The 24,003-nt window shown below is 63.5% G+C and carries 14 protein-coding genes and 2 pseudogenes; 4 read left to right on the forward strand and 12 right to left on the reverse strand.

All coding sequences use genetic code 11. The features are described from left to right. Nucleotides 1-91 precede the first annotated feature (91 nt). The 3 genes from F7R26_RS38375 to F7R26_RS38385 form a co-directional block, all read right to left on the reverse strand. Nucleotides 92-577, reverse strand: a complete 486-nt coding sequence (locus F7R26_RS38375; RefSeq protein ID WP_150984754.1) for a hypothetical protein — start codon at nucleotides 575-577, stop codon at nucleotides 92-94. A gap of 233 nt (nucleotides 578-810) precedes the next feature. Continuing rightward, nucleotides 811-1,524 carry an exonuclease domain-containing protein gene (locus F7R26_RS38380; RefSeq protein WP_170301785.1) on the reverse strand — a complete coding sequence of 238 codons (714 nt, stop codon included), beginning with the start codon at nucleotides 1,522-1,524 and terminating at the stop codon, nucleotides 811-813. A 238-nt stretch (nucleotides 1,525-1,762) separates the two neighbouring features. Continuing rightward, on the reverse strand, nucleotides 1,763-2,851 hold the full coding sequence (locus tag F7R26_RS38385) for an endonuclease domain-containing protein (RefSeq protein WP_170301786.1): 1,089 nt from the start codon (nucleotides 2,849-2,851) through the stop codon (nucleotides 1,763-1,765). A gap of 458 nt (nucleotides 2,852-3,309) precedes the next feature. Here F7R26_RS38385 and F7R26_RS38390 point away from each other — a divergent pair. Beyond that, a pseudogene (locus tag F7R26_RS38390) lies at nucleotides 3,310-4,723 on the forward strand (transposase). A 117-nt stretch (nucleotides 4,724-4,840) separates the two neighbouring features. Here the strand turns inward: F7R26_RS38390 and F7R26_RS41335 are convergent. Beyond that, a pseudogene (locus F7R26_RS41335) lies at nucleotides 4,841-5,149 on the reverse strand (translesion DNA synthesis-associated protein ImuA); the annotation flags it as partial. Nucleotides 5,150-5,697: 548 nt separating this feature from the next. On the opposite strand from F7R26_RS41335, the gene F7R26_RS38400 reads away from it, so the two are divergent. Beyond that, entirely contained in the window at nucleotides 5,698-6,255 is a 558-nt protein-coding gene (locus F7R26_RS38400) for a sugar O-acetyltransferase (protein WP_150984758.1), read from the forward strand. Nucleotides 6,256-6,367: 112 nt separating this feature from the next. On the opposite strand, the gene F7R26_RS38405 is transcribed toward F7R26_RS38400, so the two are convergent. The 3 genes from F7R26_RS38405 to F7R26_RS38415 are packed head-to-tail and all read right to left on the reverse strand — an operon-like array spanning nucleotide 6,368 to nucleotide 9,426. Then, on the reverse strand, nucleotides 6,368-6,613 hold the full coding sequence (locus F7R26_RS38405) for a hypothetical protein (protein WP_150984759.1): 246 nt from the start codon (nucleotides 6,611-6,613) through the stop codon (nucleotides 6,368-6,370). 18 nt (nucleotides 6,614-6,631) lie between these two features. After that, nucleotides 6,632-9,169: a DNA ligase D gene (ligD, locus tag F7R26_RS38410; protein ID WP_150984760.1), complete on the reverse strand. Its 2,538-nt coding sequence runs from the start codon at nucleotides 9,167-9,169 to the stop codon at nucleotides 6,632-6,634. A 32-nt stretch (nucleotides 9,170-9,201) separates the two neighbouring features. Then, a complete protein-coding gene (locus F7R26_RS38415) occupies nucleotides 9,202-9,426 on the reverse strand; it encodes a DUF2188 domain-containing protein (protein ID WP_150984761.1) in 225 nt (74 codons plus the stop codon). Between the two features lie 240 nt (nucleotides 9,427-9,666). Here F7R26_RS38415 and ku point away from each other — a divergent pair, with 240 nt between their 5' ends. After that, the gene (ku, locus tag F7R26_RS38420; RefSeq protein ID WP_150984762.1) at nucleotides 9,667-10,575 is read left to right on the forward strand and encodes a non-homologous end joining protein Ku; all 909 of its coding nucleotides are present in this window, start codon (nucleotides 9,667-9,669) and stop codon (nucleotides 10,573-10,575) included. 7 nt (nucleotides 10,576-10,582) lie between these two features. Next, complete coding sequence (locus F7R26_RS38425) at nucleotides 10,583-11,392, forward strand: tetratricopeptide repeat protein (protein ID WP_150984763.1); 810 nt, start codon at nucleotides 10,583-10,585, stop codon at nucleotides 11,390-11,392. Nucleotides 11,393-12,780: 1,388 nt separating this feature from the next. On the opposite strand, the gene treY is transcribed toward F7R26_RS38425, so the two are convergent. The 5 genes from treY to glgB are packed head-to-tail and all read right to left on the reverse strand — an operon-like array spanning nucleotide 12,781 to nucleotide 23,976. Then, the gene (treY, locus tag F7R26_RS38430; protein WP_150984764.1) at nucleotides 12,781-15,414 is read right to left on the reverse strand and encodes a malto-oligosyltrehalose synthase; all 2,634 of its coding nucleotides are present in this window, start codon (nucleotides 15,412-15,414) and stop codon (nucleotides 12,781-12,783) included. Further along, nucleotides 15,415-17,700, reverse strand: a complete 2,286-nt coding sequence (gene malQ, locus F7R26_RS38435) for a 4-alpha-glucanotransferase (RefSeq protein WP_150984765.1) — start codon at nucleotides 17,698-17,700, stop codon at nucleotides 15,415-15,417. A 10-nt stretch (nucleotides 17,701-17,710) separates the two neighbouring features. Then, entirely contained in the window at nucleotides 17,711-19,561 is a 1,851-nt protein-coding gene (gene treZ / locus F7R26_RS38440) for a malto-oligosyltrehalose trehalohydrolase (protein ID WP_150984766.1), read from the reverse strand. Nucleotides 19,562-19,598: 37 nt separating this feature from the next. Then, nucleotides 19,599-21,710, reverse strand: coding sequence for a glycogen debranching protein GlgX (glgX, locus tag F7R26_RS38445; protein WP_150984893.1), 2,112 nt, complete (start codon nucleotides 21,708-21,710; stop codon nucleotides 19,599-19,601). Between the two features lie 25 nt (nucleotides 21,711-21,735). Next, nucleotides 21,736-23,976 (reverse strand): 1,4-alpha-glucan branching protein GlgB, encoded by a 2,241-nt coding sequence (gene glgB / locus F7R26_RS38450; RefSeq protein ID WP_150984894.1) that lies wholly within the window; start codon nucleotides 23,974-23,976, stop codon nucleotides 21,736-21,738. Between the last annotated feature and the right edge of the window lie 27 nt (nucleotides 23,977-24,003).

Raw genomic sequence — 24,003 nt, forward strand, 5'->3', positions numbered from 1 at the left:
CTTGACCGACCGAGAACTCTAGGTAGAGGTTGGATCAAATTAAACATCTCCCTCCCGCTCAGGCCGTGCTGGGCCATCCGGCTGCGGACATCTACCTCTCAATCATCGGATTCAATCGCATCGCAGCAATGAACGACAGCAGGTTAGTGAGCATGATGTCCAACCCCATCAATCGTCCCATCGCTTGGTCGAGATTGGCCGACCTTGTGAAGGCTGCAAGCAACTCTTGCATGGCAGCGCGCCAGTTTAATACCCACTTTTCGACGTCTGCCGCGGGGAGGAGGATCTTGCCAATGCCTAGAGTCATTATCGCGGCTACCTTCTTGGGAAGACTCTCGTACATCCCCGCTTTGCTCGCATCGGAGGTCCAAGAACAGTGCATGATGTAGGTCGAGTCTTCCTCGTCCGGCTTGCTTTCGCTTCCGATGATGACAAGCACATCGTTTTCGATGTCATCTAGCAGAGATAGGATTGAGCGGTCGCGCGCATCCGACCACTCCGCAATCATGTCAACGATCTCTGCGATATAGTTGAGCCGAGACTGAAGAGCTGCGAGATGCGAGTCCGACAGCGCCATGGCCGGGGACCGGAGATATGCAATTAGCTCTGCGGGTGTGGGCAAAGTCGACATAGCAGCGTGCTTTAGTAAAGGATGGGGATTTCCATGTTCGCGGCGCGCTCCCATTCGGGGGAGCTCCAGCGGCCAGGCAACACAATAGAGTTTGACCTTCCGAATCGCTTTCTGCAGTGCGATCTGCTTGTCAGTAACCGATTTTCGACGTTTCGGGTCGGAACCTTTTGTACCACCGCTCAGGTACTGGGGCAGTCGCTTCGCGGTGAGGTTGTGGTACGCGCTTTGCAGCCTATCTGGGCGGCCATATCCGCGGCCTCCCTCCTCGCGACTGACAGCGAACCCGTGAAGACGACAATTTCGCCGAGCAGAGGTCCCTCCGGATTGCCGTCCATGTGCACCCTGCCGCCGGCGCCCCGCTGGTTCAACGGACGCTTCACCCGTTCAATCCATCCTGCGAGATCGAGTCCAGTCTCGGCGATCGCACGAACAAGAATCAGGCCCGCCGCCTTTGCGTCCTCCGCCGCGTCATGGTGGGCGAATCCGATGTCGAACCTTTCGGCCAGCGACGCGAGCCCATATCCACGCTGTGCAACGTCTGGCCAGGCACTTCGAGCGACGCAGGGCGTATCCAGCCAGCAGCAATAGGGAATGGGCATCCCATGGCGCGCCGACGCCTTAGCCACAAAGCTCCTGTCAAACTCGGTGTGCGTGGCGACCACATGACCACCGATCTTGCGAGCCAGTTCCGGGAAAATGGTCTTGAAGTTTGGCGAGCCTTTGACCTTCCGCTCGTCGATGCCATGAACGGACACGTTCATGTCGTCGAACCAGTCCTCAGGATCGACGAGAGTTGACCATGCCTCTACAGGGGAACCGTTCTCAAACAGAACTAACCCAATCTGGCAGATGCTGGACAGGTCGGGGTTCGCGGTTTCCACGTCCAGCGCCACGAATCTCATGCCAATGCCCCCTTTACAGTAGTGACACTGGATCAGCCTATGAAACTTTGATCGTGCGCACGTCGGCCAGATGAGTGAGCTAGGCGAACTACGACCTTTGGCCGAGGCGCACGGGTGGCCGACATGACTACGGAACGGCGGGTCAGGCGAGAAAAGTGACCTGAGCGGAGAGATTGAGATCCGGCACGGCGCTGCTCCACTGGTCATAGGCGGCCACCCACTGCAATCCTTAGCAGATATGCACCCAGCAAGATGCGCAGCCATACTTCGCTAGCGATTCCTGCACGAGCGGCCGCATCGCATCTTCACCACGCAGACTATCTCGGATCTTTGCGAAGTATTCGGTGCGATCCTGGATCAAGTGTTGATACGCGCTCTGGATTGCCTCATTGATCACGGGGTCAGCATGCAAAGCCGGCGCAGCGATCGGCTCGATATGAATCGTGGGCATCTCCTTATGCTCGAGGCGCATTTCTATGCGGTCGTAGGACTCCTGAAATTGCTTGCGATGTTCCTCGCTTTGCGCACAGAACGCCTCGACCTTCAGTCTGCGCTGCGCCGTTTGGACGGCGATGCCGATCACGGTCTTCTCTGACTCAAACTGTGCGCGAGCGTGCTCAGTCGCCGCCTGGACGGCCGATGCACGTTCCACATAATCAGTCACATCGGAGATAGCCTTACCTGCTGAGGAGAACATCGACTTCAGGGAGGTGCGGGGTGCTTGCTGGTCGGCTATCTCTTGACTAGCTTGCGCTTTACGGAGGCTGTTCAGTCCCGCTTGCACGCTTCGGATCGCTTGCTGTGGACTGGCGAATACGACCCTCGCCGGAATCCGCACGACTTGGTAGCCCTTCGCAACAAGAACGGCATCTCGGTCACCGTCTCGCTCAATCGCCTCCTGCGACGAATGATAGGCCGCCCCATCTACCTCGATGACCAGCTTCCCGTTCGCTACGAAGTCAGCTCGGTACGGCGGAATCTTGACCTGCAAATCGAGCGTGACTCCGGGCCCCTTCAATACACCCTTGTCCGGAACGAGAGCGAATGCAGTGATCATGGCCTCCAGAAAGGCTGTTTCCGCCGGCGATTCGCAGACAGGCGTGAAATAGCTCTTCCAGTTCGGATCATCGGGCCCGGCCGTGTGCCGAAGGACGTACCAGGCGTTGGGATCGGGTTCCGACGCCTTCGGGCCAGTCAGGTCTTGCCACAGTGTCCACGCCACAAAGGCCGCAAGTAGCAAGAGAAATGGGAAGGCAATTCCCCCCAGCAAGAGTACGGGAATGAGGACTGCGCGGACTACTATGGTGTTGTTCTTCATGAAGAAAGCGCTGAAAACGTTCGTTGCGGGGTGCGCCGAGCATAGCCGAACGGCCGAACTTCGCCCACCCCTCGGAAAGGCGGACGAAGATGTCGTGCGCGCGGCGGAAGGCGACCGATATCCATGCGTCGCCACAGAAGTGGTAAGAGATCGCCCCTTGGGCGTTGCTGATGGAGCGCTTGGCGATCCGCCTGGCGAAGATGGACTCCACCTCGCGTTCGGCGATCGCGTGCGCTTTGAATATGGCATGGACGTGCTTGGCCAACGTCGCCCGTCGCCGCGGCCGGGGCCGCCTTCAGCGAGCGGGACAAGAACTCGCGCGTGAGATCGGCGTTCGGTGTAGCTGCCGAAGCAACAGTGGAGGCGGGTGACCGTTGAACTCCGATTCTGTTGAAAAACTCGGCATCACGGAACGTCGGCACCTATCCTTGAGATCATCGTTCGACGAGGGTTTCGCCATGATGGGTCAACAAGTTGGATCGCAGGATAGGTCTTCTACTCGTTCAACCTTGATGACCATGTGCCCCGTAGCCACCTCTTGCGTGGCATTGATCGGTTCTTCGATCTTGGCGATCTTCGCCAACACCTCGCGCCTTACTACAGCCACACCGGGCGCCCCTCGATTGATCCCGAGTTGATGGTTCGCATGCTCATCGTGGGCTACTGCTTTGGCATTCGGTCAGAGCGCCGCCTCTGCGAAGAGATTCATCTGAACCTGGCTTATCGCTGGTTCTGTCGGCTTGGTCTCGAAGATCCAATTCCCGATCACTCAACGTTCTCCAAGAATCGCCATGGCCGCTTCCGCGAAAGCGGCGCGCTGCGTCACGTGTTCGAGATGGTCCTTCGCCGTTGTATGGCGGAAGGGCTGGTTCAAGGCGAAGGCTTTGCTGTCGACGCGAGCATCATCAAGGCAGACGCAAATCGCTCCCGAGGCGTGGCGGGAACGGAGATCATCGATTGGAACCAAGGCGAAGGCCCTAGCCGCGCCGTTCGCGAATACCTTGCTGCGCTGATGAGGTCAATAAAATCAAGGACGACGCAGCGTCCGAGGCAGAGCCTACGATCCCGCCGAAGAGCATCTCGTTGACTGATCCGGCATCGCGCTGGACCGCGGCACCCGGTGGCCCTGCCTTCTTTGCTTACTCGACCAACTACCTGATCGACCTGCACGCGGGAATCATCCTGGACGTCGAGGCCACCCCCGCGCATCGAACCGCAGAGGTGGAGTCAACGAAGACGATGATCAACAGAGTCGAAGAACGCTTTGCTCTTAAACCTCAGCGTCTTGCCGGCGATACCGCCTATGGGACCGCGCCAATGCTCGGGTGGATGGTCGAAGAGAAAGCGATCGCACCTCATGTTCCAGTTTGGGACAAGACCCGTCGCGACGATGGCACGTTTCCGAGAGAGGACTTCCGTTGGGACGAGCAAGCCAATGAGTACCGCTGCCCTGGAGACAAGGCTCTGCGCAGCGATTGGCGTGCATATACGAACCCACGCACTCACATCACGAAGGCCGACACCGTCATCTATCGATCCAGCCAGCATGACTGTGGTGGGTGCGTGATGAAGAATCAATGCTGCCCAAACATGCCATTCCGCAAGATCGCACGCAGCGTCCACGAGAACGCGCGTGACGCGGCACGGAAGCTCTCGGCGACACCGGAGTTCAAGCGGTCGCGCAGGGAGCGAAAGAAGGTCGAAATGCTATTTGCTCATCTAAAACGAATCCTGAAACTGGATCGCTTGCGGCTACGAGGGCTAACTGGGGCACAGGACGAGTTCCTACTAGCAGCAACAGCGCAAAATCTGCGACGAATGGCAAAGCGGCTGATGCCGTTCGGTGAAGATATGAATGCGATAGCGGCTTAGCCGCGATGCACTAGGTCGGAAGACCCTCGAAGCTCGGGCGCCGCAGATCAACGCGAGCCCCACCGGGAGCGAACGCCTATCCCGATCGATATCCAAACCGAGTTTTTCAACAGAATCAATCCACAGCAGACGTTCGGGCGGCACGCCCCAGCTGGCCAATGCGAGTGCCTGTGGCGTTTGCGGCGGCTGAATCAGGGCGATAGGCCGCTTACAGACCTCCGCCAGCGCGGGGCGCAATAGGCGCAATTCCCCCACACCCGGCTGGCGAACCAAAAGCTCGATCAGCGATGCCGTCGGCCAGCCGCCACCCGGCAGCTCGGCCGTCAGCACCGGATAGCCGGTGCTGACGGTGCGACCGTTCACCCGGGCGAGCTGGGAGGCTTTCCATAGGGCGGGATGGATGGATTCTGGATTGGGCGTCGGCATGGCTGTGGGATGAGTCCATGCGACCCAGTTTACTGTATATACATACAGTGGTCACGAATTTCTTTTATGGACATAAAAGTGCTTTAAGGGACGCTTTTCTGGAAACCGGCATTAGCTGGACTGGCGAGCCAGTCCCGCCGACGCTGAGCCAAGGACCCGACGGTCGGCACACAGGTTCACCCTCTGCTGACTAAAGCAGTGAGTGGGTCAAGATATTGGAGAGGCGGCCGTCAATACGGGGTAACTCCATTTCCTGTCTCCGCCATGCGCTACATACCGATCCAAGACCAGCACCTCGCTATCCTAGCCAGCGACCGCGATGGCTGGCCGGCACGGGTGGAAGGAAGATTTGACGTCGAAGGTCTCATCTGGCATCGCAAGATCGATAGAAAGGCCCGCACCGGGGGCTACCACACTTGGCCCGCCGCCGCGACCGAGACCGCCTGACTGCCGCCAGCGTCGCCGACCGGCCAGGTACGGTCAATCGACAGGGAGGGCTAGATCGTCGACAATCGGACCGACCGCTTGGCTATCGAAGGAATAAACGAATGGCGAATGATGACCGCACCAAAGTAATTCCTAGGAGAACGCCGGAATCAGCTGCCATGTCAGCAGACATCAAACGAGCGATGGCGATCACCGCCACTCTCAACCGGTTGACATTCAACGATGCGGATGCAGTCCGTGCCTTGTTCAGCGATCTCATCGGTAAGAAGGTGGACGACAGCTTTTTATTGATACCACCGTTCTACACGACCGGCGGGGTTGATATCAGTATCGGGCGCAATGTCTTCGTAAATCAGAATTGCACTTTCTATGACCTTGGCGGACTCGACATTGCCGATGATGTGATGATTGGGCCGAACGTGAGCATCATCACATCTGGCCATCCCATTGAACCTTCCAAGCGGCATAACGGCGTAATCGCAAGGCCCATCGCGATTGAGAGAAACGTCTGGATCGCAGCCGGCGCGACCATTATTGGCGGCGTAACCGTAGGCGAGAACTCGGTTGTCGCAGCAGGATCGGTAGTCACCAAGGACGTCCCCCCGAATACTCTTGTCGGTGGAAATCCGGCGAGGGTTATTCGTTCGATTGCTGAATAAGGGAACATCTGTAAGGGAGCGGCTACTCGCCGAAGCCGGGCTATGAAAGTCCGCTCTGGAGAAAGGCGACTGTCCCTTGTGGGTCCTTCGCAGAGGGGGCAGCGTCGAGGTTTTACTCGGGGGCGTCTCCGAAGACCCGGATGGCCAGGTCGTGCTCGAATTTGGTCGACCAAGAATCACGAGACCCTGCTGCATAGTGCATCAGAGTGCCTGTCTCAGGTCTCAGTACGCTGACCAGGCGAACCTGTTTCTCGGTCATGTCCCAGACGCTGAAGTCTGCCGCGATGAATCCGTATCGACGGCAAGCGCTGGTAAAGGCATCGCGCTCCGCGGTAGGAAACGCCTCAAGGGTTGCCATGACAAATTCCCCAATCGACTAGCCAGCCAGCTTGCGGATGGCCGTACCAATTTGTTGCACCTTTCTAGTATCGGCGTACTCCGCCCACGGATCGACGTAGCCGGCGGCGTCCACGCGCTGCAGGGCGGTCCGGATCGTCCAATGATCGCCCGCTGTCAGTTCCTCCAGTTCCTGCCAGGATACCGGCACCGAAACCCCGAGACCTGGCCGTGCGCGCGCAGAGAATGCGGACACCGTCGTCGCACCTTGGCCGTTGCGCAGGTAGTCGATGTAGACCTTACCCACGCGATTGCGCGACCCGCTCTTAGAAACGAAACGCTGCGGAATAGTCTGGGCGATATGAAGAACGACATCTTGCGAGAACGTCTTCACCGTGGACCACTGCAGTTTGGGCGCAATGGGCACAACGACATGCAGGCCTTTGCCACCGCTGGTCTTGAGAAAGCTCACCAGGCCAAGCTCATCCAGCATTGTCTTTGTCAGCATAGCGGCGTCAAGCATGTGCCGCCACGGCACGCCATCACCGGGGTCCAGATCGAAAATGACGCGATCCGGCTTGTCGATGGCACGCTTGGTCGCATTCCACGTATGGAACTCGATCACGTTCAGCTGCGCAGCAGCGACGATGGCCGTCTGGCTGGCGATTTCCAAGAGCGGCGGGTACCCGGCCCATAGGCTGGCATCGAGGACGTTGATCCCAGGGATCTTGATGGTCTCGGCGTGCTTCTGGAAGAACAGCTCGCCGTCGATGCCCGTTGGCCCGCGTACCAAGGACACAGGGCGCCCGCGCAGATGAGGCAGCAGGTGCGGCGCGATGGCTTCGTAGAACCCGACCAGGTCGCCTTTCGTCAGCCCGGTCGTTGGATCAATCACCCGATCCGCGTTGGATACCTTGACCGAGCGCGCTGGCCGAGGCCGGAGCTGTTCCACATCGACAGGCCGCTCCCTTGTCACGTTGCCCGCGGCCTTGTCAGCACGCAAGGCATGGAAGACGGGATGCCGGATTCGCCCTTCTTTGGTCCACTCGGCGAACGAGATCTCGGCCACCAGCTTCGGCTTGACCCATCGGGCGACTACGCGCGGTGGTAGCTTTCCCAACGGGCAGACTGGCACTTCCAGTTCCGTCAGCATGGCGAGCAACTTGGTCAGCATGCGCGAATCCAGACCGCTGCCAACGCTGCCCGCGTAGTGCAGTTTCCCGGTTTCGTCGTGTAGGCCAAGCAGGAGCGCGCCGAGGCCTTGTCGGCTACCCTTCGGGGCCGTGAATCCGCAGATGACGAATTCTTGCCGCTGTTTGCATTTGAGCTTGATCCAGCTGGGCGCTCGGGCGGAGACATAGGGCGCGTCGACGCGCTTGCCAATCAGACCTTCAAGGCCCATCTGGCACGCTGCGGCAAGAAGGTCGTCAGGGGTGCCCTCAAAGGCCTCGCTGTACCTGACTCGTGTCGCGGCTGGCACGGCTATCACCGCTTTGAGGAGCGCCCTGCGCTCGGCCAACGGAACCAGTCGTAGGTCGTGGCCTTGGAAGAAGGGGAAGTCAAAGACGAAGTACAGGATGTCCTCCACCTTCGAACTATCAAAAGCATTCTGCAGCGCTTGGAAGTCCGTGGTGCCGTTGGCGCTGAGTATCACGATCTCCCCATCCAACCAGGCGGAGCCGAGGCCAAGAGCGCGTATCTCCGCCGCAAGCGATTTGAGGCGCGATGTCCAGTCATGGCCATTCCTCGTGAAGAGACGGACGTCATCGCCGTCGATCCTTGCCAACAACCGAATGCCGTCGAACTTGATCTCATAGGCCCATTGCTTGGCGTTGCGCGGCACCGTTGAAGTGAGCGTTGCCAGTTGCGGGGCCAACGCAAGCGGAAGGGGGGCAGGGCGTGCTGCAGCGGGTAGTACCTGTCGGCCCTGGCCCGGGCGCGAGCGACGCTGCTTTGGCACGGCAGTCTTTGCGTTGCCGCCGGCAGCCGATTTGCTGTTGCCCTGGGCCAGTACGCTGTCCGGCAGGGCTTCGGTGACGTCGTACTCTGCGGCAGAGCGCGCGAACGCGTCCCGCTCCTTGATTAAGAGCCACGGATCCTGACGCTCGTCGCCGCGACCGCGCATCCTGACCAAGGTCCAATGGCCATGTAGCTTCTCACCTTGCAACTCGAACTTCAGCTTGCCGCTTTGGTAGCCGGCCACCGGATCGCCGACCGGCATCCATGTCCCTCGATCCCAAACGATGACCGTGCCGGCCCCGTATTCCTTGGGCGGGATCACGCCTTCGAAGCTCGCATAATCCAGCGGGTGATCCTCGACGTGCACGGCCATCCGCTTCTCTGTGGGATCCAAGCTGGGTCCCTTGGGGACCGCCCAACTCTTGAGGGTACCCTCCAGCTCGAGACGAAAGTCGTAGTGGAGCCGGCGAGCCGCATGCTTCTGCACGACAAAGCCCAGTGCGCCGCTGGCGGCGCCCGCAGCGGACACCTGGCCGATCGGCTCCGTCGTCGCAGCGAAATCACGCTTCTGACGGTATCGCTCCAGGGTTCGCGCGTTGGAAGAGGCCGACTTAGCCATGGACTGAGTTCACAGACCGGGCGGCGCGGGCTTTACGCTTTCACGCCGCGGGGATCCTCCCCGTAGCTGTTGCGCATGCGGATCTGCCCGTCTCGCCCATGGACCAGCAACTCGACCGTGTCCTGCTTTGCCTCTGCCGTGCCGGCCGCGATGGCGTCCTCCAGGTCGTCATGCGCGGAAGAGGGCTCGTGGGCGCCCTCGCGCAGGACATGCCATTGATCGCCGTGTGGAACGACGTGCACATTCTTGTTCGCCATGATCGTCTTCGCTTCCTCGTCTTCTGTAATCGCAGTATTTCCCCGACCCATGGAAGCGGCAATAGGCCTATGTCCGACACGTGGTATGGCACTGGCCGCCATGCAGGTCCGACAGAAATTACATGCACATGTTTCTCCAGGAAGTGCTCGCCTATCCGCAAAGTGACAGTGGAGCGCCGCCGATTCGGCGGGCACGATCTAAGCTAGATCGGTGTACTCCCCACCTGTACGGTGATCGCCATGGCTGCCCGTTCCATCGCTTCCCTCTCTCTCAGCTTCGGCCTCGTGTCGATCCCCGTGAAGATCTTCAGTGCCACGGAAAGCAACTCGGGGGTCGGCTTCAATCTGCTGCACAAAGGCTGCGGTTCCCGGCTCAAGCAGCAGTATGTGTGCATCCGAGAGGATGTGGTGGTCGAGCGCTCCGAGATGGTCAAGGGCTACGAGTTCGAGCCGGATCACTATGCTGTGTTTGAGTCGGACGAACTGAAGGCGTTGGAAGAGGAGGCGAAGCACACGATCGATATCGTCTCGTTCATGCCGGCCGGAGCCGTCGACCCCATCTATTTCGACAAGGCCTACTACCTGGGCCCGGACAAGCGCGGTGGCAAGCCATACAACCTGTTGGCCGAAGCCTTGCGTAAGACCGGGACCTGTGCGCTCGCGCAGTGGGTCTGGAAAGGCAAGCAGTACATGGTGCAGGTGCGGGCGAACGACGAGGGCTTGGTGCTCCAGCAACTGCTCTACGCTGACGAAGTCCGATCGATGCTGGATCTGCACGTGGAGAAAGCCGAGATTCAGCCAGCCGAGCTGGCTTTGGCTAAACAGCTGATCGAACAAAACTCGGTGGACGGGTACGACCCCACGGCCTACAAGGATGAGGAGAAAGACCGCATCTTGGCAGCGATCGACAAGAAGATCGCGGGCAAAAAGATCACCGTGAGCGAAGAGCGGCGGGAACCACGGGAGGGCGCCGAAGTGATCGACCTGATGGAGGCCCTGCGCGCAAGCATGGCCCGGGGAAAACAGGGCGGAACGAAGGCCGCGCCCACAGCGGCTGCAGCGCAGGGCAAGAGCAAAAAGACTGGGAAGCGTGCCACTGCGGCACCGGCGCCAGCTCCGGCCAAGCGAGCCTCATCGGCGAAAAAGTGACAGGCCAATGCCGACGTACACCCTGAAGGACGCCGAAACGATGCTGGGCATCCCGCGCTCGGTGGCCACCAGGTTGGTCACCGAGGGAATCATCACGCCCACACGCGGGCCGCGCCGCCAACTCCTGTTCACGTTTCAGGACATGGTACTTCTCCGGACAGCCAATTCATTGCATGGCGCCAAGATCCCAACGCGGCTGATTATCCGCGCGCTGGCGAGGGTGAAGGCCTCTCGTGGAACTGGCCAGCCGCTGACCGGTGTGCGGATACGTGCGATGGGCAACGAGGTGGCGACAAAAGACGAGGGGAGGGGATGGCAGGCCGTGTCGGGTCAGATGCTGATGGACTTTGAGCCTGGAGAGCCGGGCGCGGCAGTCGTGGAGTCTCTGCACGATGCGCGGGCGCCGGCGGCCGAGGCACAAGATTGGTTTCTCGTCGGCGCCGAACTGGAAACGGAGAAGCCGATCGAAGCCGAGGCAGCATACCGTCGGGCGCTGGAGGCCGAACCCACGTTTCTTGATCCCTACCTCAACCTGGGCTGCATGCTGTGCGACACCGGCCGGTTTGGCGACGCAGTGGAACTGTATCGTTTAGGAATCTCACATCTGCCGTACGAACCGCTGCTCCACTTCAATCTCGGCGTCGCCCTGGAGGATATGAGCCGAACAGGGGAGGCGCTCTCAAGCTACGAGCGGTGCATCACGCTTGCACCGGACTTTGCTGATGCCCACTTCAACGCAGCCAGAATTTACGAAACGATTGGCAACGAGACGCGAGCAATCCGGCATTTCAACACCTATCGCAGGCTACAACGCTAGCTGAAATTGAACTCTTTTCGTGAAGGTCTATGGAATCGAGTACTGGAACCCAGGTGCCAGAGGTTTTGCGAAGGGAAGGGGCGTTGTTCTCGACGTTCGTCGTGGGGCTTGGATATGGGCGGAGCTCACTTACCCGTGGCGGCCCTGGTGGGGTAACCCGTGTCTCGGAGTATGCACTATATGCGTATCCCTTTCGCGCCTGATGCTACTTGTCGTTCCCGCCAAATATCCTAAAATGCTTGCGCGCAGAAATAGCGCGGCGCCCGTCAGCGGGGTCTCGCCAGTATCGATAGTTATGTTTTGGAAACATGACAAGATCTGGAGGCAATTATGTACCGACATGAGCGCACCTTGGTGGTGTTCTATCCGCTAGCCACTGGTAAGTGGGTGTTCGCAGAATTGAACGGGTCAAGCGTCATTCACTTTGGGCCTTTCGATTCGAGAAAGGTCGTTGAAGAGCTTCTTCTTAACATGTATCCGGAAACGCCGTCGGTGGAGTTGTCGACGCAGCGCGCAATGCTCGACGACGACGCAGTATCAATCCTGGGGTACGCTGCAGCACGGCAGGTAGTTGGTCATGAGGAGACTGGCGAGTAGCCGAGCGCTGTCCGCTAGGCCACCGTCGAGCGGCTCTTCACGCCCCCGGAGCGCAAGCAGGATTTTTTGGGCAGAAAGCCATGGGTTTCTGTTGCACAGTGACCATCACTGCAAGCGCGTCAAGAGCGGCCGTTCTGAAAATAAACATGGCGCGCCGTAGCTTTTGCCAATGGCCGCAGAAGCCTCAACAGTATGACTGGGTAGGGCCGGAGGATGAGGGGAGATCACGACCAAGCCGTGTTCCCGCGTCTGGCGGCATACACAAACGCTGGACCCTGCGAGCCGCTATACCAAGCGCTCCGCATCGCTCGAAGCCCCCATGGCTGGACAAGTCGTTTCGGTGCATTTTTCGCTCTAGGCAAAACCGCCGGTTTTGCTGGCACGGACTTCCCTCAAAGATCAAGATCGGGGGGCAATCTGATCTTGATTTTGATTCGCCCCCAGAACGCACGGCATGGGGTGACTCCTCTCGAAGCTGCCAAGCGAGTCGTCGCTCCACTTCTACCCGCCGGCGTTGGAGGATCAGGAACGGCACGGGTAGCACTCACCTAGCTATGAGCGCTGCACCCGGTTGGCGTCGGATTTTACCGCCGCACATGGCAATTCGGCCGGAAGGTACTTGGAAACACTATGCGAGCTATCCAGTACCTTAATGAGATTGCAACATTAAGGGAGGGTTGCGTCCGTTCCGCTGGGGAACAGTCCACCAGGGTTCCCTCGGCGAGCTGCACCAACTGTGCGGAGATCTAGAGTCTGCCGCTGCTTTTCGGAGGCGCGCCGGAGCAAAGTGGCTAATCATCACAGGTCCGCAGCAGCAGGGCCACCGGCAGCATTTGCAGCACTTCCGCCAATGGCAGACTGCCTTCGCGCACATCCAGCGGGCGGCTGGTCAGTACATCCACCCAATGGCCGTTCTCCCCATGCCCGGCCTGCAGCGCGGTGTCTCGCCATTGCGCGGGCGCCAGCATCGGCCGGTCGAGCGCGACTAGTTGCGCGGCCAGCCGTGTACCGACTACCAGTGTCTGCACCTGCCCATCGCGGCGCCCGAATGCGAGCGCATGTTCCGCCAGCGGCCCTGCCAACGTGACCGGCAAATAGTCGCCACACGAAAACAAACCTGCGTGGGTGCGCCGCGCGGCCAGTATGCTGCGGATAAGTTGCAGCTTGAGGCGACCGTCCTGCCAGTTGGCAAGCCATTCGGGCCAGCCAGACGCGTCAGCCAACCGGGCGCGCAGAGATGCGAAATCCACCGGGCGCCGGTTGTCGGGGTCGACCAGGCTGAGATCCCAACCCTCGGTGCCCTGGTAGCGGTCGGGCACGCCGGGCGCAGTCAGTTGCACCAGAGTCTGCGTTAGGCTGTTGATGGCACCCGGCACGGCAATGCGGCGGGCAAAGCGCGCAATCTGGTCCAGCACGCTTCCGCCGGAAGACTCGGACCCCAGCGCGTTCAGGAAGGCGGCGCAGCCATGTTCGTAGTCAATGTCCGGGCTGGTCCAGTTGCCGTGACGCTTGGCCTCGCGGATCGATTTCACTTGCCAAGCTTGCACGCGGGCCAGCAACGACGCTACGCCTTGCGCGTCGTCCGACACGAGTCCAGCTGGCCAGACGCCGACTAGCGTCTGGTACAGCATCAGGCGGTCCCCGCCATCGGGGCTGCGCGGCAATCGTGCCAGCAACGGCCGGCACTGCGATTCCCACAGGCCCACGGCCTCCGACCACTCGCCCGGCAGCTCGCTTAGCACTGCCAAGCGCATGCGCGCATCCTCGCCGCGCTTGTGGTCGTGGGTGGCGGTCGCCAGCATGGCGTTTGGCCAGACCTGCGCGCGCTGTGCCATGCGGGCATGGAAATCCTCCTGGGATAGCGCCAGGGTAGCCGGATTGCTGCCTACGTCGTTGCGCGAGAGCAAACGCCCGTAGCGATAAAACACAGTGTCTTCCGTGGCCTTGGCAGCCAGTGGCGTCATCAATTGCTGCACGCGCGTGCGCGCCTCGCGCAGCCCCATGCTGTCGCCGGCCGGGTCGGACAGCCACGACACCAAGCGCGCCAGCGCCGGCAGGTCATTGGCGGCCAGCGTGGCACGAGCGGTGTCGGCGGCTTGCTGCAGCACTGCCTTGTCCTCGCGGGGCCGAACGCGCTCATTCAAGTAGGTGCGATACACGGACAGCGGCGCCAGCAAAGCCGCCAGCGCGCGGCGCAGGCTGGCCAGCGTCAGGTCGCGACTGGCGGGCTCGCTGCGGGCGCAGGCATGCAGGCAGCGGCAGGCGCCGTCGTACTCGGTAACGAGGTGATGGTTCAGAAGATGCCCGCGTGCCGATGCCACCTGCGCTTCGAAGCTGCGCGTCTCGCCGCTCATGTCCTCCCAGAGCGCCGTGAGGGCGCCGGCGCCGTCGCCGTCGTGCAGCACGGCGGCCACTTCATTCATGAAGTCGTAGCCGGTGGTGCCGTCCACCAGCCAGTCAGCGCGCAACGTCTCATGTTCCGCCAGGATCTTCTCGACAACCAGCCACGGACATGCGATCGCGCGCGCCGCCGGCCGCTCGGGCGCAAGCGCGACGAGGTGAGCACGCAGCCGCTGGCAGTAGGCGGCGGGATCGGCCAGGCCGTCCACGTGGTCCACCCGCACGCCGTCGATCCAGCCGTCGCGAAACAACTGGAACACCAGCCCGTGGACGGCCTCGAACACCGGCACTTGTTCCACCCGCAAGCCCACCAGATCGCTGACCTCGAAAAAGCGCCGCCAGTTCAGCTCGTCGGCGGCGGTGGCCCACCACGCCAGCCGGTAATGCTGCTGTTCCAGCAGTTCATGCAGGCGGACGCGGCCCGTTGCTTCGCGCCCGTCGAGCAGGGCCGGCAGGCTCGCAGCCGTGGCCGGGTCGAAGGTATCGTCCGCCAGCGGCAGCGCGTGTTCGCCGCAGCACACGACCGGCTGGCCGGCCTGGGCATCGAAATGCAGCGTCAACTCGCCGCCGCACAACGCTTCCCAGTACGGCTTGGCCAGAATGGGCAGCAGCACACGTCCGTGCAGGTCCGGGTCGGGAGAATGCCAATCGATATCGAAATGATGGGCATAGGCGCTTCGTGCGCCGCGCGCCAGCACGTCACGCCACCAGGGATTGTGGTTGGGGCTGGCGGCCATGTGGTTGGGCACGATGTCCAGCACCAGCCCTAGGCCGTGCTCGCGGGCGCGCTCGGCGAAGCGTTGGAAGCCGGCCTCCCCGCCTAGCTCGGGATTGATGGCGCGGAAATCGGTGACGTCGTAGCCGTGGGTCGAACCCGGGCGCGCGCAGAATATTGGCGAGAGATAGAGATGGCTGACGCCGAGCGCCGCGTAGTAGTCCACCTGCGCGGCGGCGTGCTCGAAGGTGAAGCCAGCGTGCAGTTGCAGGCGGGCCGTGGCGCGCGGCGGCAGGCGAGGCTGGGCCATTCAGCGTCTCTCCTTTGGTTTGCCGGGATGCGGGCAGGTAGGGGCCTCGCTATCGCTTTCCTTGTCGGTTTCGCCTGCGCGGACCAGCGCAGCAATGCGCTGGCGCACTGGCGAGTCGCCGAACAGGGTGCGCACGTCGGCGTCAAGCCGGCGTTGCCAGTTGGGGTGGCCCGACACCGTGCCGGGCAAGTTGGGTTGTTCGCCGATGCCCAGCAGGTCTTCCACCGGCACCAGCCGCAACGGCGTGCGGGCCCGGCCTAGCCACGTCAGCACGGCCTCCAGCGGCGCTTGATCAGGGCCCGGTTCCGCGCCGCTGACAAGGCCGGCCGTGCTCAGTGCCTGCCACAGCGCGCTGCGATCCCGGGCGCGGGCCGCCAGCGCGCCTGACTCGGTTTCCTCCGCGCCGAGCTGGTCCAGGCGCGCGCGCCAGACGATGTCGCGGCCGGCCCACCACCCTGCCACGGTGGGCAGGTCATGCGTGGTCGTAGTGGCCACGGCTTCGGCCGGCCATTGCTCGGGTGGCAGGAAGGCGGGCGCGGTGGCGGGCTGCTTACCGGCCGCATGCGCCGTGGCGTCCGCGGAATCTGCTGCCGTGTGCTCGCGTTCGAACCAAAGCACATCAATGCCGAGCATGCCTCGCGCCGCCAAACTGGCGTTGAAGCTGGCCGGCACGGTGCCAAGGTTCTCGCCAACCATGATTGCACGGTGCCGCCAGGATTCCAGCGCGATCAGCCGCAGCAGGTCGTCGAACGGGTAGCGCAGGTAGGCGCCGGCGGTAGGCGGCGCGCCATCGGGCACCAGCCACATGCGGGCCAGGCCGAGCGCATGGTCGATGCGCAGGCCGCCCACGTGGCCGAGGTTGGCGCGCAGCGTTTCGATAAAGGCGCCAAAGCCCCGCCGGCGCAGCGCGCGCGGCGAGAACACGGATACCCCCCAACTTTGGCCCCGTGGATTGTAGAGGTCGGGCGGGGCGCCGGCGCAGACACCTGGAAGGATTTCATCCTGGCGCGCCCACGCATGGCTCCCACCCGCCTCGGTGCCAACAGCGAGATCGGCCACCAGGCCGATCGCCATGCCGGCCCCGCGCGCGGCGCGCTGGGCTGCGGCCAGCCCGTCCGCCGCCAGCCACTGCACGAAGGCGTGGTAGCTAACCGCATCGACATTGGCCCTCGCGAAGGCCTCCACCGCGGCCGATTGCGGTGAGTGCTGCGTTACCGGCCAGTGTCGCCAGTCGGCTGCGGCCGCGGCTTCTGCCGGAGTGGCGGCTGCGCTCAGATGGTGGGACTGGAGCGCCTCGAAGCGTGCATGCGCTTCAAGCGCCGCGCCCTGATTCCGGCGGAAGGCCGCGAATGCTTGCGCTGCGCCAGCAGGCAGCAGGGCGCTGCGGCGCTCCCACAGCCAATGCAGCACGGCGTTGCGTGCGTGGGCCAGTGCGATCCAGTCGATTTCGGTGCGCGCTTCCAGCGCCGGCAACGTTGCCGGCGGGCCCAGTGCCTCGATTGCCTGGTCCACGGCACGCTGGCCAAAGGCGGTGGCGGGGTCGCCGTAGAGCGGGTTGAGGAACAGCCGGCTGGACGGCGCGTAAGGGCTGTAGCGTTGCGGCATGGCGGCGAAGCCTGCATGCAGCGGATTGATGGCCACCGCATCGGCACCTGCGCGCCCGGCGGCCTCGCAGCACTGTGCCAGCGCGGTGAGGTCGCCTAGACCCGCAGGCGCGCCGCGGCGCAGCGAGTACAACTGCAACGACAGACCCCAGGGCCGCTTGCGGCAAGCGTCCCGATCCTTGCGAGGAAGGTCGAGCAGTGCATCCTCCACGCCGAAGCACCGCGCCGGGGCCACCGCCAGCGTGACTTCTGCGTCGCCGAGCAACAGCCGGTGATAACCGCTGGCCGCGACGGCCGGCACGCACAAATTGCCGTCGGTATCGCGCTCGGCCATGCCGTTTACCACGCTGCCTTCCTCCAATTCGAGGCGGTAGGCCTGTCGCGACAGGTTGTGCACCGTCGGGATCGGCACAGATTTGTCCTGGTCCGCGGTAATCAGCGGCGACAGGTCTTGCGCGGAGTCCTCGGCCGCGAGGTGGGCGCGCGCTGCCTCGCACTGGCCCACGGTGGCGCTCGGCAGCCCGAACTCACTGAGTAAGGCGCGCAGCACTTCGGGCTCGACCTCGCGTGCGCGGCCCTGGGCGTCTTCCCAATGGACTATCAGGCCGGCCCGGCTGGCCAGGGTATGCAGCGCCTGCAAGAGGGGATCGGACGGGCTATCAGGTAAGGCGGGGGGTTCCATGCTGGCCTCGTTACGGGTGGGCTGGCGAATCCAGGCAGGCGATCGCGGTAGCGGCCTGGAGCACGCCGCTGTCGAGCGCCTGCCTGGCGCCTTCGCGGCTCTCGGCAAGGAGCCGCCCGCCGATGACGGGCGGTACGTCCGGCAATGGCTCGCTACCGAAGTTGATCCCGATCGTCAGCAGCGCGCCGTCGCCCAGCCGCCAACTCGCCGCCAGTGAGGCTTCGCCAAGGATACGCACGCCAGCGCTGCTGCAGCCGACGAGGCCGGGCACCAACTCGCGCCGCCGAATGGCGAGCAGCGCGCGATAGTACTGGCTCCACGCATTGTCGCTATCGAGCGGGGGACGCGAAGCCTCGAAAGTGGCAGCGTCATTGGGATCGGGGATCTGCAGCGCGCGCGCCGGATCGCCGAAGGCGGCCATGCTGCCGAACTCGAGGCGACGCCCGGCCCGCACGGCCTCGGCTAGTTCGGGCGGGTGGCTGGTGAAGTAAAGGAAGGGCGTTTGCGCCCCGTACTCCTCGCCCATGAAGACCAGCGGGATCTGGGGACACAATAGTTGTAGCAGGACCGCCGCACGCAGCGCGACGGGAGGCGCAAGCCGGGTCAGGCGCTCGCCGAAGGCGCGATTGCCGGTCTGGTCGTGGTTTTGCAGGAAAAGCACGAAGGCAGTGGGCGCCAGTGCGGCGCTGGGCTGGCCGCGCCGCGTGCCGCGCGTCGGCGAGACCTCGCCCTGGTAGGCAAAGCCTTCGGCCAGCACGCGGGCGAGATGCGCGAGGGCAGGGCTGGCCGAAGCATTGCTCTGCGGCCACGCAGGGTTGCCAGAGTAGTCACGGTAATAGCCATCGTGTTCGCCGGTCAGGAGCACATGCAAGGCGTGGTGGCCGTCGTCGTTCCATTGCGCATCGAAGCCCGCCGCGAGCAGCGAGGCATCGTTGTCGTCGTTCTCCAGCACAAGGTGAATATGCCGTCCGGGATGCCGCGCGCGTACCTCGCGCGCCAATGCCCGCAGCCAGCCATCGTCAACGATGGCATGCACTGCGTCCAGCCGCAGCCCGTCGAAGCGGAAATCCTCCAGCCAATAGAGGGCGTTCTCGGTAAAGAAGCGGCGCACCTCGGGCTGGCGGAAATCGATGGCCGGCCCCCATGGCGTGCGCACGTCGTCGCGGAAGAATGCGCTGGCGTACCGATGTAGATAATTGCCCGCCGGCCCGAAGTGGTTGTAGACCACGTCGAGCAGCACCATCATGCCCAGGCCGTGCGCGCAGTCCACCAGCGAGCGGAGTTCGTCGGGCTTGCCATAGCTGCATTCCGGCGCGAACGGCAGCACGCCGTCATAGCCCCAGTTGCGCCCCCCGGGAAACTCGGCCAGCGGCATCAGTTCGACCGCGGTGAAGCCGAGCGCTGCCAGGCGCGGAAGTTGCCGAGTGGCGCCGGCAAAGCCGCCGCACAGGCCGACATGCATCTCATAGACCACAGCCTCATGCCAGGGGCGGCCGCGCCAGTAAGGGTGGCACCAGGTATAGGCGTGTGGGTCACAGACCATGCTGGCGCCATGGACATCGATGGCCTGGGCGCGCGAGGCGGGATCGGGCACGGTGCTGCCGTCGTCAAGCCGGAACCAGTAGCGCGCCCCCGGGCAACAGGGCGCGATGGCTTCCAGCCAGCCCGAGCTTTCGTGCGGACCTGGCGCAGCGGCGCACATTGGCAATGGCCCTATGCCCGCGATCTCCAGCCGGATGGGCTGTCCGCGGGCGGCGGCATCCGGCGCCCACAGCCGAAAGCGCATGCGTCCGTCCTCAAGCCTGCTGGGGCCGAATGACTGCAACGGCGGCGGCGCCAGCAGCGACGATAAGGCATTCATGATGTGGCCTCCTCCAACGGACTGGGGATAAGGGGGGTCAACTCCATTGCGAGTCCACCTTGCTGGGCGACACGGCCAGGAGCAGAACGACCGCGTGCGCGTGCACGGTCACGGACGCGGCATCGACATCCGCCTCCGGCGCGTCGGGCTCGCTGCTGTCGAGCAGCAAGCGCCAGTGCTGCATTGGCTCGGGAAAGCGAAAGGTGGCGTCGTCGCCGCCAGCGTTGAGCAGCAGCAGGGTCACCTGGATCCGGCCGTCCGGGCCGGTGGCGGCACGCCGCATAGCCAGGGTGCGGCCGTCCGGGTTGGACCATTGCTCGGGGCTGAGCGCGTGGCCGTCGGTATCGAACCACGCAATGTCGGGCAGTCCCGGTTCCAGTTCGCGGCGCCCGTGGGCAAAGCGGGCTTCGGTGAATGCATGCAGGCGCCCGCGCAGCGCCAGCAGGCGGCTGGCAAAGGCGGTAATGGTGCGGCCTGCGGCGCTTTCGGCGGCGTCCCAGTCCAGCCAGGAGAGCTCGTTGTCCTGGCAATAGGCATTGTTGTTGCCGCCCTGGCTGCGGCTCCATTCGTCGCCTGCGGTGAGCATGGGCGTACCGTGGGAGAGCAAAAGCGTGGCCAGCAGCGCGCGTGCCACGTGTCCGCGCGTTTCCAGGATGAGGGGGTCCTCTGTGGGGCCTTCCACGCTGCCGTCCTGACTCCAGTTGGCGCTGGCGTTGTCGTCGGTTCCATCCCGGTTGTCCTCGTGGTTGGCTTCGTTGTGCTTGCTGCTGTAGCTGACCAGATCGGCCAGCGTGAAGCCGTCGTGCGCGGTGATGAAGTTCACCGAGGCCCAGGGCTTGCGGTGGCGGCGGTCGAACAGGTCGGCGGATCCGGTTAGGCGCGCGGCCAGATCGCCGCGCTGGCCGGCGTCGCCGCGCCAATAGCGTCGCGCGGTGTCGCGGAACTTATCGTTCCACTCGGCGAATCCGGGCGGGTGATTGCCCACCTGGTAGCCGCCGGGGCCAAGGTCCCAGGGCTCCGAGATCAGCTTGACCCGCGATAGCACGGGGTCCTGCAGGATGGCGTCGAAGAAGCCCGCGCCGGGATCGAAGCCGGTGCCTTCGCGGCCCAGCGTGCTGCCGAGGTCGAAGCGGAAACCGTCCACATGGAAGCACTCGACCCAGTAGCGTAGCGAATCCATTACCATCTGCAAGACGCGCGGATGCGACACGTTGAGCGTGTTGCCGCACCCGGTGTCGTTGATATAGTGGCGCTCGTCGCCTGGCATGAGCCGGTAGTAGCTGGCATTGTCCAGGCCGCGCCATGAAACGGTAGGGCCGAGCTCGTTGCCCTCGCAGGTGTGGTTGTAGACGACATCGAGGATGACTTCGAGACCTGCCGCGTGTAGCCGGCGCACCGCCACCTTGAACTCGTTGAGCTGTCCGTTGCTGAGATAGGTCGGCTCCGGCGCAAAGAACGCCAGCGTGTTGTAGCCCCAGTAATTGCGCAAGCCGCGCTCCACGAGGAAGCGGTCTTGCAAGAAAGCATGCACCGGCAGCAGTTCCACGGACGTCACGCCGAGTTTGCGCAGGTGATCGATAAAGTGTGGGTCGCACAGCGCGGCGAAGGTGCCGCGCGTGTGTGGCAGCAGGTCCTGGCGCAGCATTGAGAGGCCGCGCGGATGCACTTCATAGATGACAGTCTTCTCCCACGGCACGTCCGGCGCGCGGTCGTCGCCCCAGTGGAAGCTCTCATCCACGACCACCGCCTTGGGCATGGTCGGGGCGTTGTCGCGACGATCGGGAGTCAGGTCGGCGCGCGGGCTTTGGAGACGGTAGCCGAACAGTGCATCGGACCAGCGCACCGGGCCGCTCAATTGCCTCGCATAGGGATCGAGCAGCAGCTTGTGCGCGTTGAAACGGTGCCCGTGGGCCGGTTCGTAGGGGCCGAGAGCGCGGTATCCGTAGACGGTGCCGATTGCCGCGTGTGGCAAGTAGCCATGCCAGACCTCGTCGGTGCATTCGGGCAGCGTGATTCGCGCTAGTTCCTTGCGGCCGTTATCCGAGAATAGGCACAGGTCGATGCGAGCGGCGTTGGCAGAGAACACGGCGAAGTTCACGCCAAGCCCGTCCCAGTGCGCGCCCAGCGGGTATGGTTTGCCGGGAAGCATGCGAGTGGCGGGGACCAGTGGCAAATCAGGCTCCTTCGGGTACGAGCCGCAGGACTAGCGTGGCCAGCGGCGGGATCGTGAGCGTGGCGCAAGCGGGCAGGCCGTGCGACGGCGTGGCGGTGGCTTGGACTTCGCCACCATTGCCCACATTGCTGCCGCCATAGCAGGCGGCGTCGGTGTTGATGCATTCCTGCCAGCGGCCCGCGAACGGCACTCCCAAGCGGTAGCCCGGGCGCACCACCGGGGTCATGTTGACCACCGCCAGCACCACGTCGCGGCTGCCGGGAGCGGCGCGGCGCAGATAGGCGAAGACGCTGTTGCGGCTGTCGTCGCCGACCACCCAGCTAAAGCCCTCTGGTCGATGATCGAGCGCATGCAGCGCAGGCAGGGCGCTGTGCAGGCGGTTCAGATCGCGCACTAGCGTCAGCATGCCGCGGTGCTCGGGCTGCTCTAGCAGCCACCAGTCCAATTCGGTGTCATGGTTCCACTCGCGCCATTGGGCGAACTCGGCACCCATGTAGAGCAGCTTCTTGCCGGGGTGCGTCCACATGAAGCCGTAGTAGGCGCGCAGGTTCGCAAAGCGCTGCCAGTTGTCGCCAAGCGTCTTGCCGATCATCGAGCCCTTGCCATGCACCATTTCGTCATGGGAGATTGGCAGCACGAACGCCTCGGACCAAGCATAGACCGTGCCGAAGGTCAGGTCCTGATGGTGCCAGGCGCGGTGCACGGAATCACGGGAGAGATAGCGCAGCGTGTCGTGCATCCACCCCATGTTCCACTTGAAGGTGAATCCCAAGCCGCCGTTCTCTACCGGCGCGGTCACGCCGGGCCAGGAGGTGGATTCTTCTGCAATGGTCATGGCGCCCCGGCAACGCTCGCGCACCACGGTATTGAGTTCGCGCAGGAAGGCCACGGCTTCCAGGTTCTCGCGCCCGCCGAAGCGGTTGGGCAGCCACTGGCCAGGCTGGCGGCTGTAGTCGCGGTAGAGCATCGACGCCACCGCATCCACACGCAGTCCGTCGATATGGTAGTGCTCCAGCCAGTGCAGGGCGCTGGCCAGCATGAAGCCGCGCACTTCATTGCGGCCCAGGTTGTAGATCAGCGTGTTCCAGTCCTGGTGGAAGCCCTCGCGCGGGTCCTGGTACTCGTAAAGTGCGGTGCCGTCGAACTCGGCCAGCCCGTGCGGATCGGTGGGGAAGTGCGCCGGCACCCAGTCCAGGATCACGCCGATGCCGGCGGCGTGGCAGCGGTCGACGAAGGCGGCAAACGCCTGCGGCGGGCCCAGCCGCGCGGTGGGCGCGAACAGCGACAGCGGCTGGTAACCCCAGGAGCCGCCGAAGGGATGCTCCATCACGGGCAGCAGTTCGATATGGGTGAAGCCCAGTTCGCGCACATACGGGATCAACCGATCCGCGAGCCGTGCCCAGCCATGCATGGGATCGTTAATCTCGGCCAGCCACGAGGTGACGTGCATCTCGTAGATAGACAGGGGCGCGGCGCGCGCATCGGTGCTGGCGCGCCGGCGCATCCAGGCCTGGTCGGTCCAGCTATACGGCGGCGCCGACGTGCCCGGCCGCGCTACCACCGAGGCGGTGGCCGGCGGAGCTTCTGTGGCCAGCGCCACCGGATCGGCCTTGTCGGGCAACGGCTCGCCGAGCGCACCGAGCAGGTCGAACTTGTAGCGGCAGTCCGGCGCCGCGCCCATTGCCCCGGGAATGAACAGCTCCCAGATGCCCGCGCCGTGGCGCAGTCGCATCGGGTGGCGCACGGGATTCCAGCCGTTGAAATCACCGATCACTGAGACGCGCCGGGCATTGGGCGCCCATACGGCAAAGCGTACGCCATCGATGCCTTCCAGGGTCTGCACCTGCGCCCCCAGGCAACTGCCAAGCTCGAAGTGGCGGCCCTCGGCGATCAGGTGCAGGTCGAGGTCGCCCAACAAGATGCCAAAGGCGTATGGATCGGCACTGAGTTGCTCGCTGCCATCAGGCCAGCGCATCCCGATCCGGTAGTCGCGCGCGCCAGCGGTGCCGGCCAGGGTCCCGGCGAAGATGCCCCCGGGATGAAGCCGCTCCAGTTCGGCCAGGCGCGTGCCATCGGCGGCGGCCAGCCACGCCGACAGCGCGCCCGGCAGGCAGGCACGTACCACGGTATGGTCACACGAAGGATGGGGCCCGAGCACGGCAAAGGGATCGACATGGCGCCCCGCCAGCAGGGCCTCCAGGTCGGGAATCGCCAGGGACAGAGGCGAGGCTGCGCGGGGCATGTGCTGGTCCTTCTGGCTGTCCCGGGG

Origin of the sequence: Cupriavidus basilensis (assembly GCF_008801925.2) — a bacterium.
GTDB classification, from domain to species: Bacteria; Pseudomonadota; Gammaproteobacteria; order Burkholderiales; family Burkholderiaceae; genus Cupriavidus; species Cupriavidus basilensis.

Coding starts and splice junctions, on each gene's coding strand:
- F7R26_RS38375 (WP_150984754.1), bottom strand. CDS start 577: ATGGCGCTGTCGGACTCGCATCTCGCAGCTCTTCAGTCTCGGCTCAAC.
- F7R26_RS38385 (WP_170301786.1), bottom strand. CDS start 2,851: ATGAAGAACAACACCATAGTAGTCCGCGCAGTCCTCATTCCCGTACTC.
- F7R26_RS38400 (WP_150984758.1), top strand. CDS start 5,698: ATGGCGAATGATGACCGCACCAAAGTAATTCCTAGGAGAACGCCGGAA.
- F7R26_RS38405 (WP_150984759.1), bottom strand. CDS start 6,613: ATGGCAACCCTTGAGGCGTTTCCTACCGCGGAGCGCGATGCCTTTACC.
- ligD (WP_150984760.1), bottom strand. CDS start 9,169: ATGGCTAAGTCGGCCTCTTCCAACGCGCGAACCCTGGAGCGATACCGT.
- F7R26_RS38415 (WP_150984761.1), bottom strand. CDS start 9,426: ATGGCGAACAAGAATGTGCACGTCGTTCCACACGGCGATCAATGGCAT.
- ku (WP_150984762.1), top strand. CDS start 9,667: ATGGCTGCCCGTTCCATCGCTTCCCTCTCTCTCAGCTTCGGCCTCGTG.
- F7R26_RS38425 (WP_150984763.1), top strand. CDS start 10,583: ATGCCGACGTACACCCTGAAGGACGCCGAAACGATGCTGGGCATCCCG.
- treY (WP_150984764.1), bottom strand. CDS start 15,414: ATGGCCCAGCCTCGCCTGCCGCCGCGCGCCACGGCCCGCCTGCAACTG.
- malQ (WP_150984765.1), bottom strand. CDS start 17,700: ATGGAACCCCCCGCCTTACCTGATAGCCCGTCCGATCCCCTCTTGCAG.
- treZ (WP_150984766.1), bottom strand. CDS start 19,561: ATGAATGCCTTATCGTCGCTGCTGGCGCCGCCGCCGTTGCAGTCATTC.
- glgX (WP_150984893.1), bottom strand. CDS start 21,710: ATGCTTCCCGGCAAACCATACCCGCTGGGCGCGCACTGGGACGGGCTT.
- glgB (WP_150984894.1), bottom strand. CDS start 23,976: ATGCCCCGCGCAGCCTCGCCTCTGTCCCTGGCGATTCCCGACCTGGAG.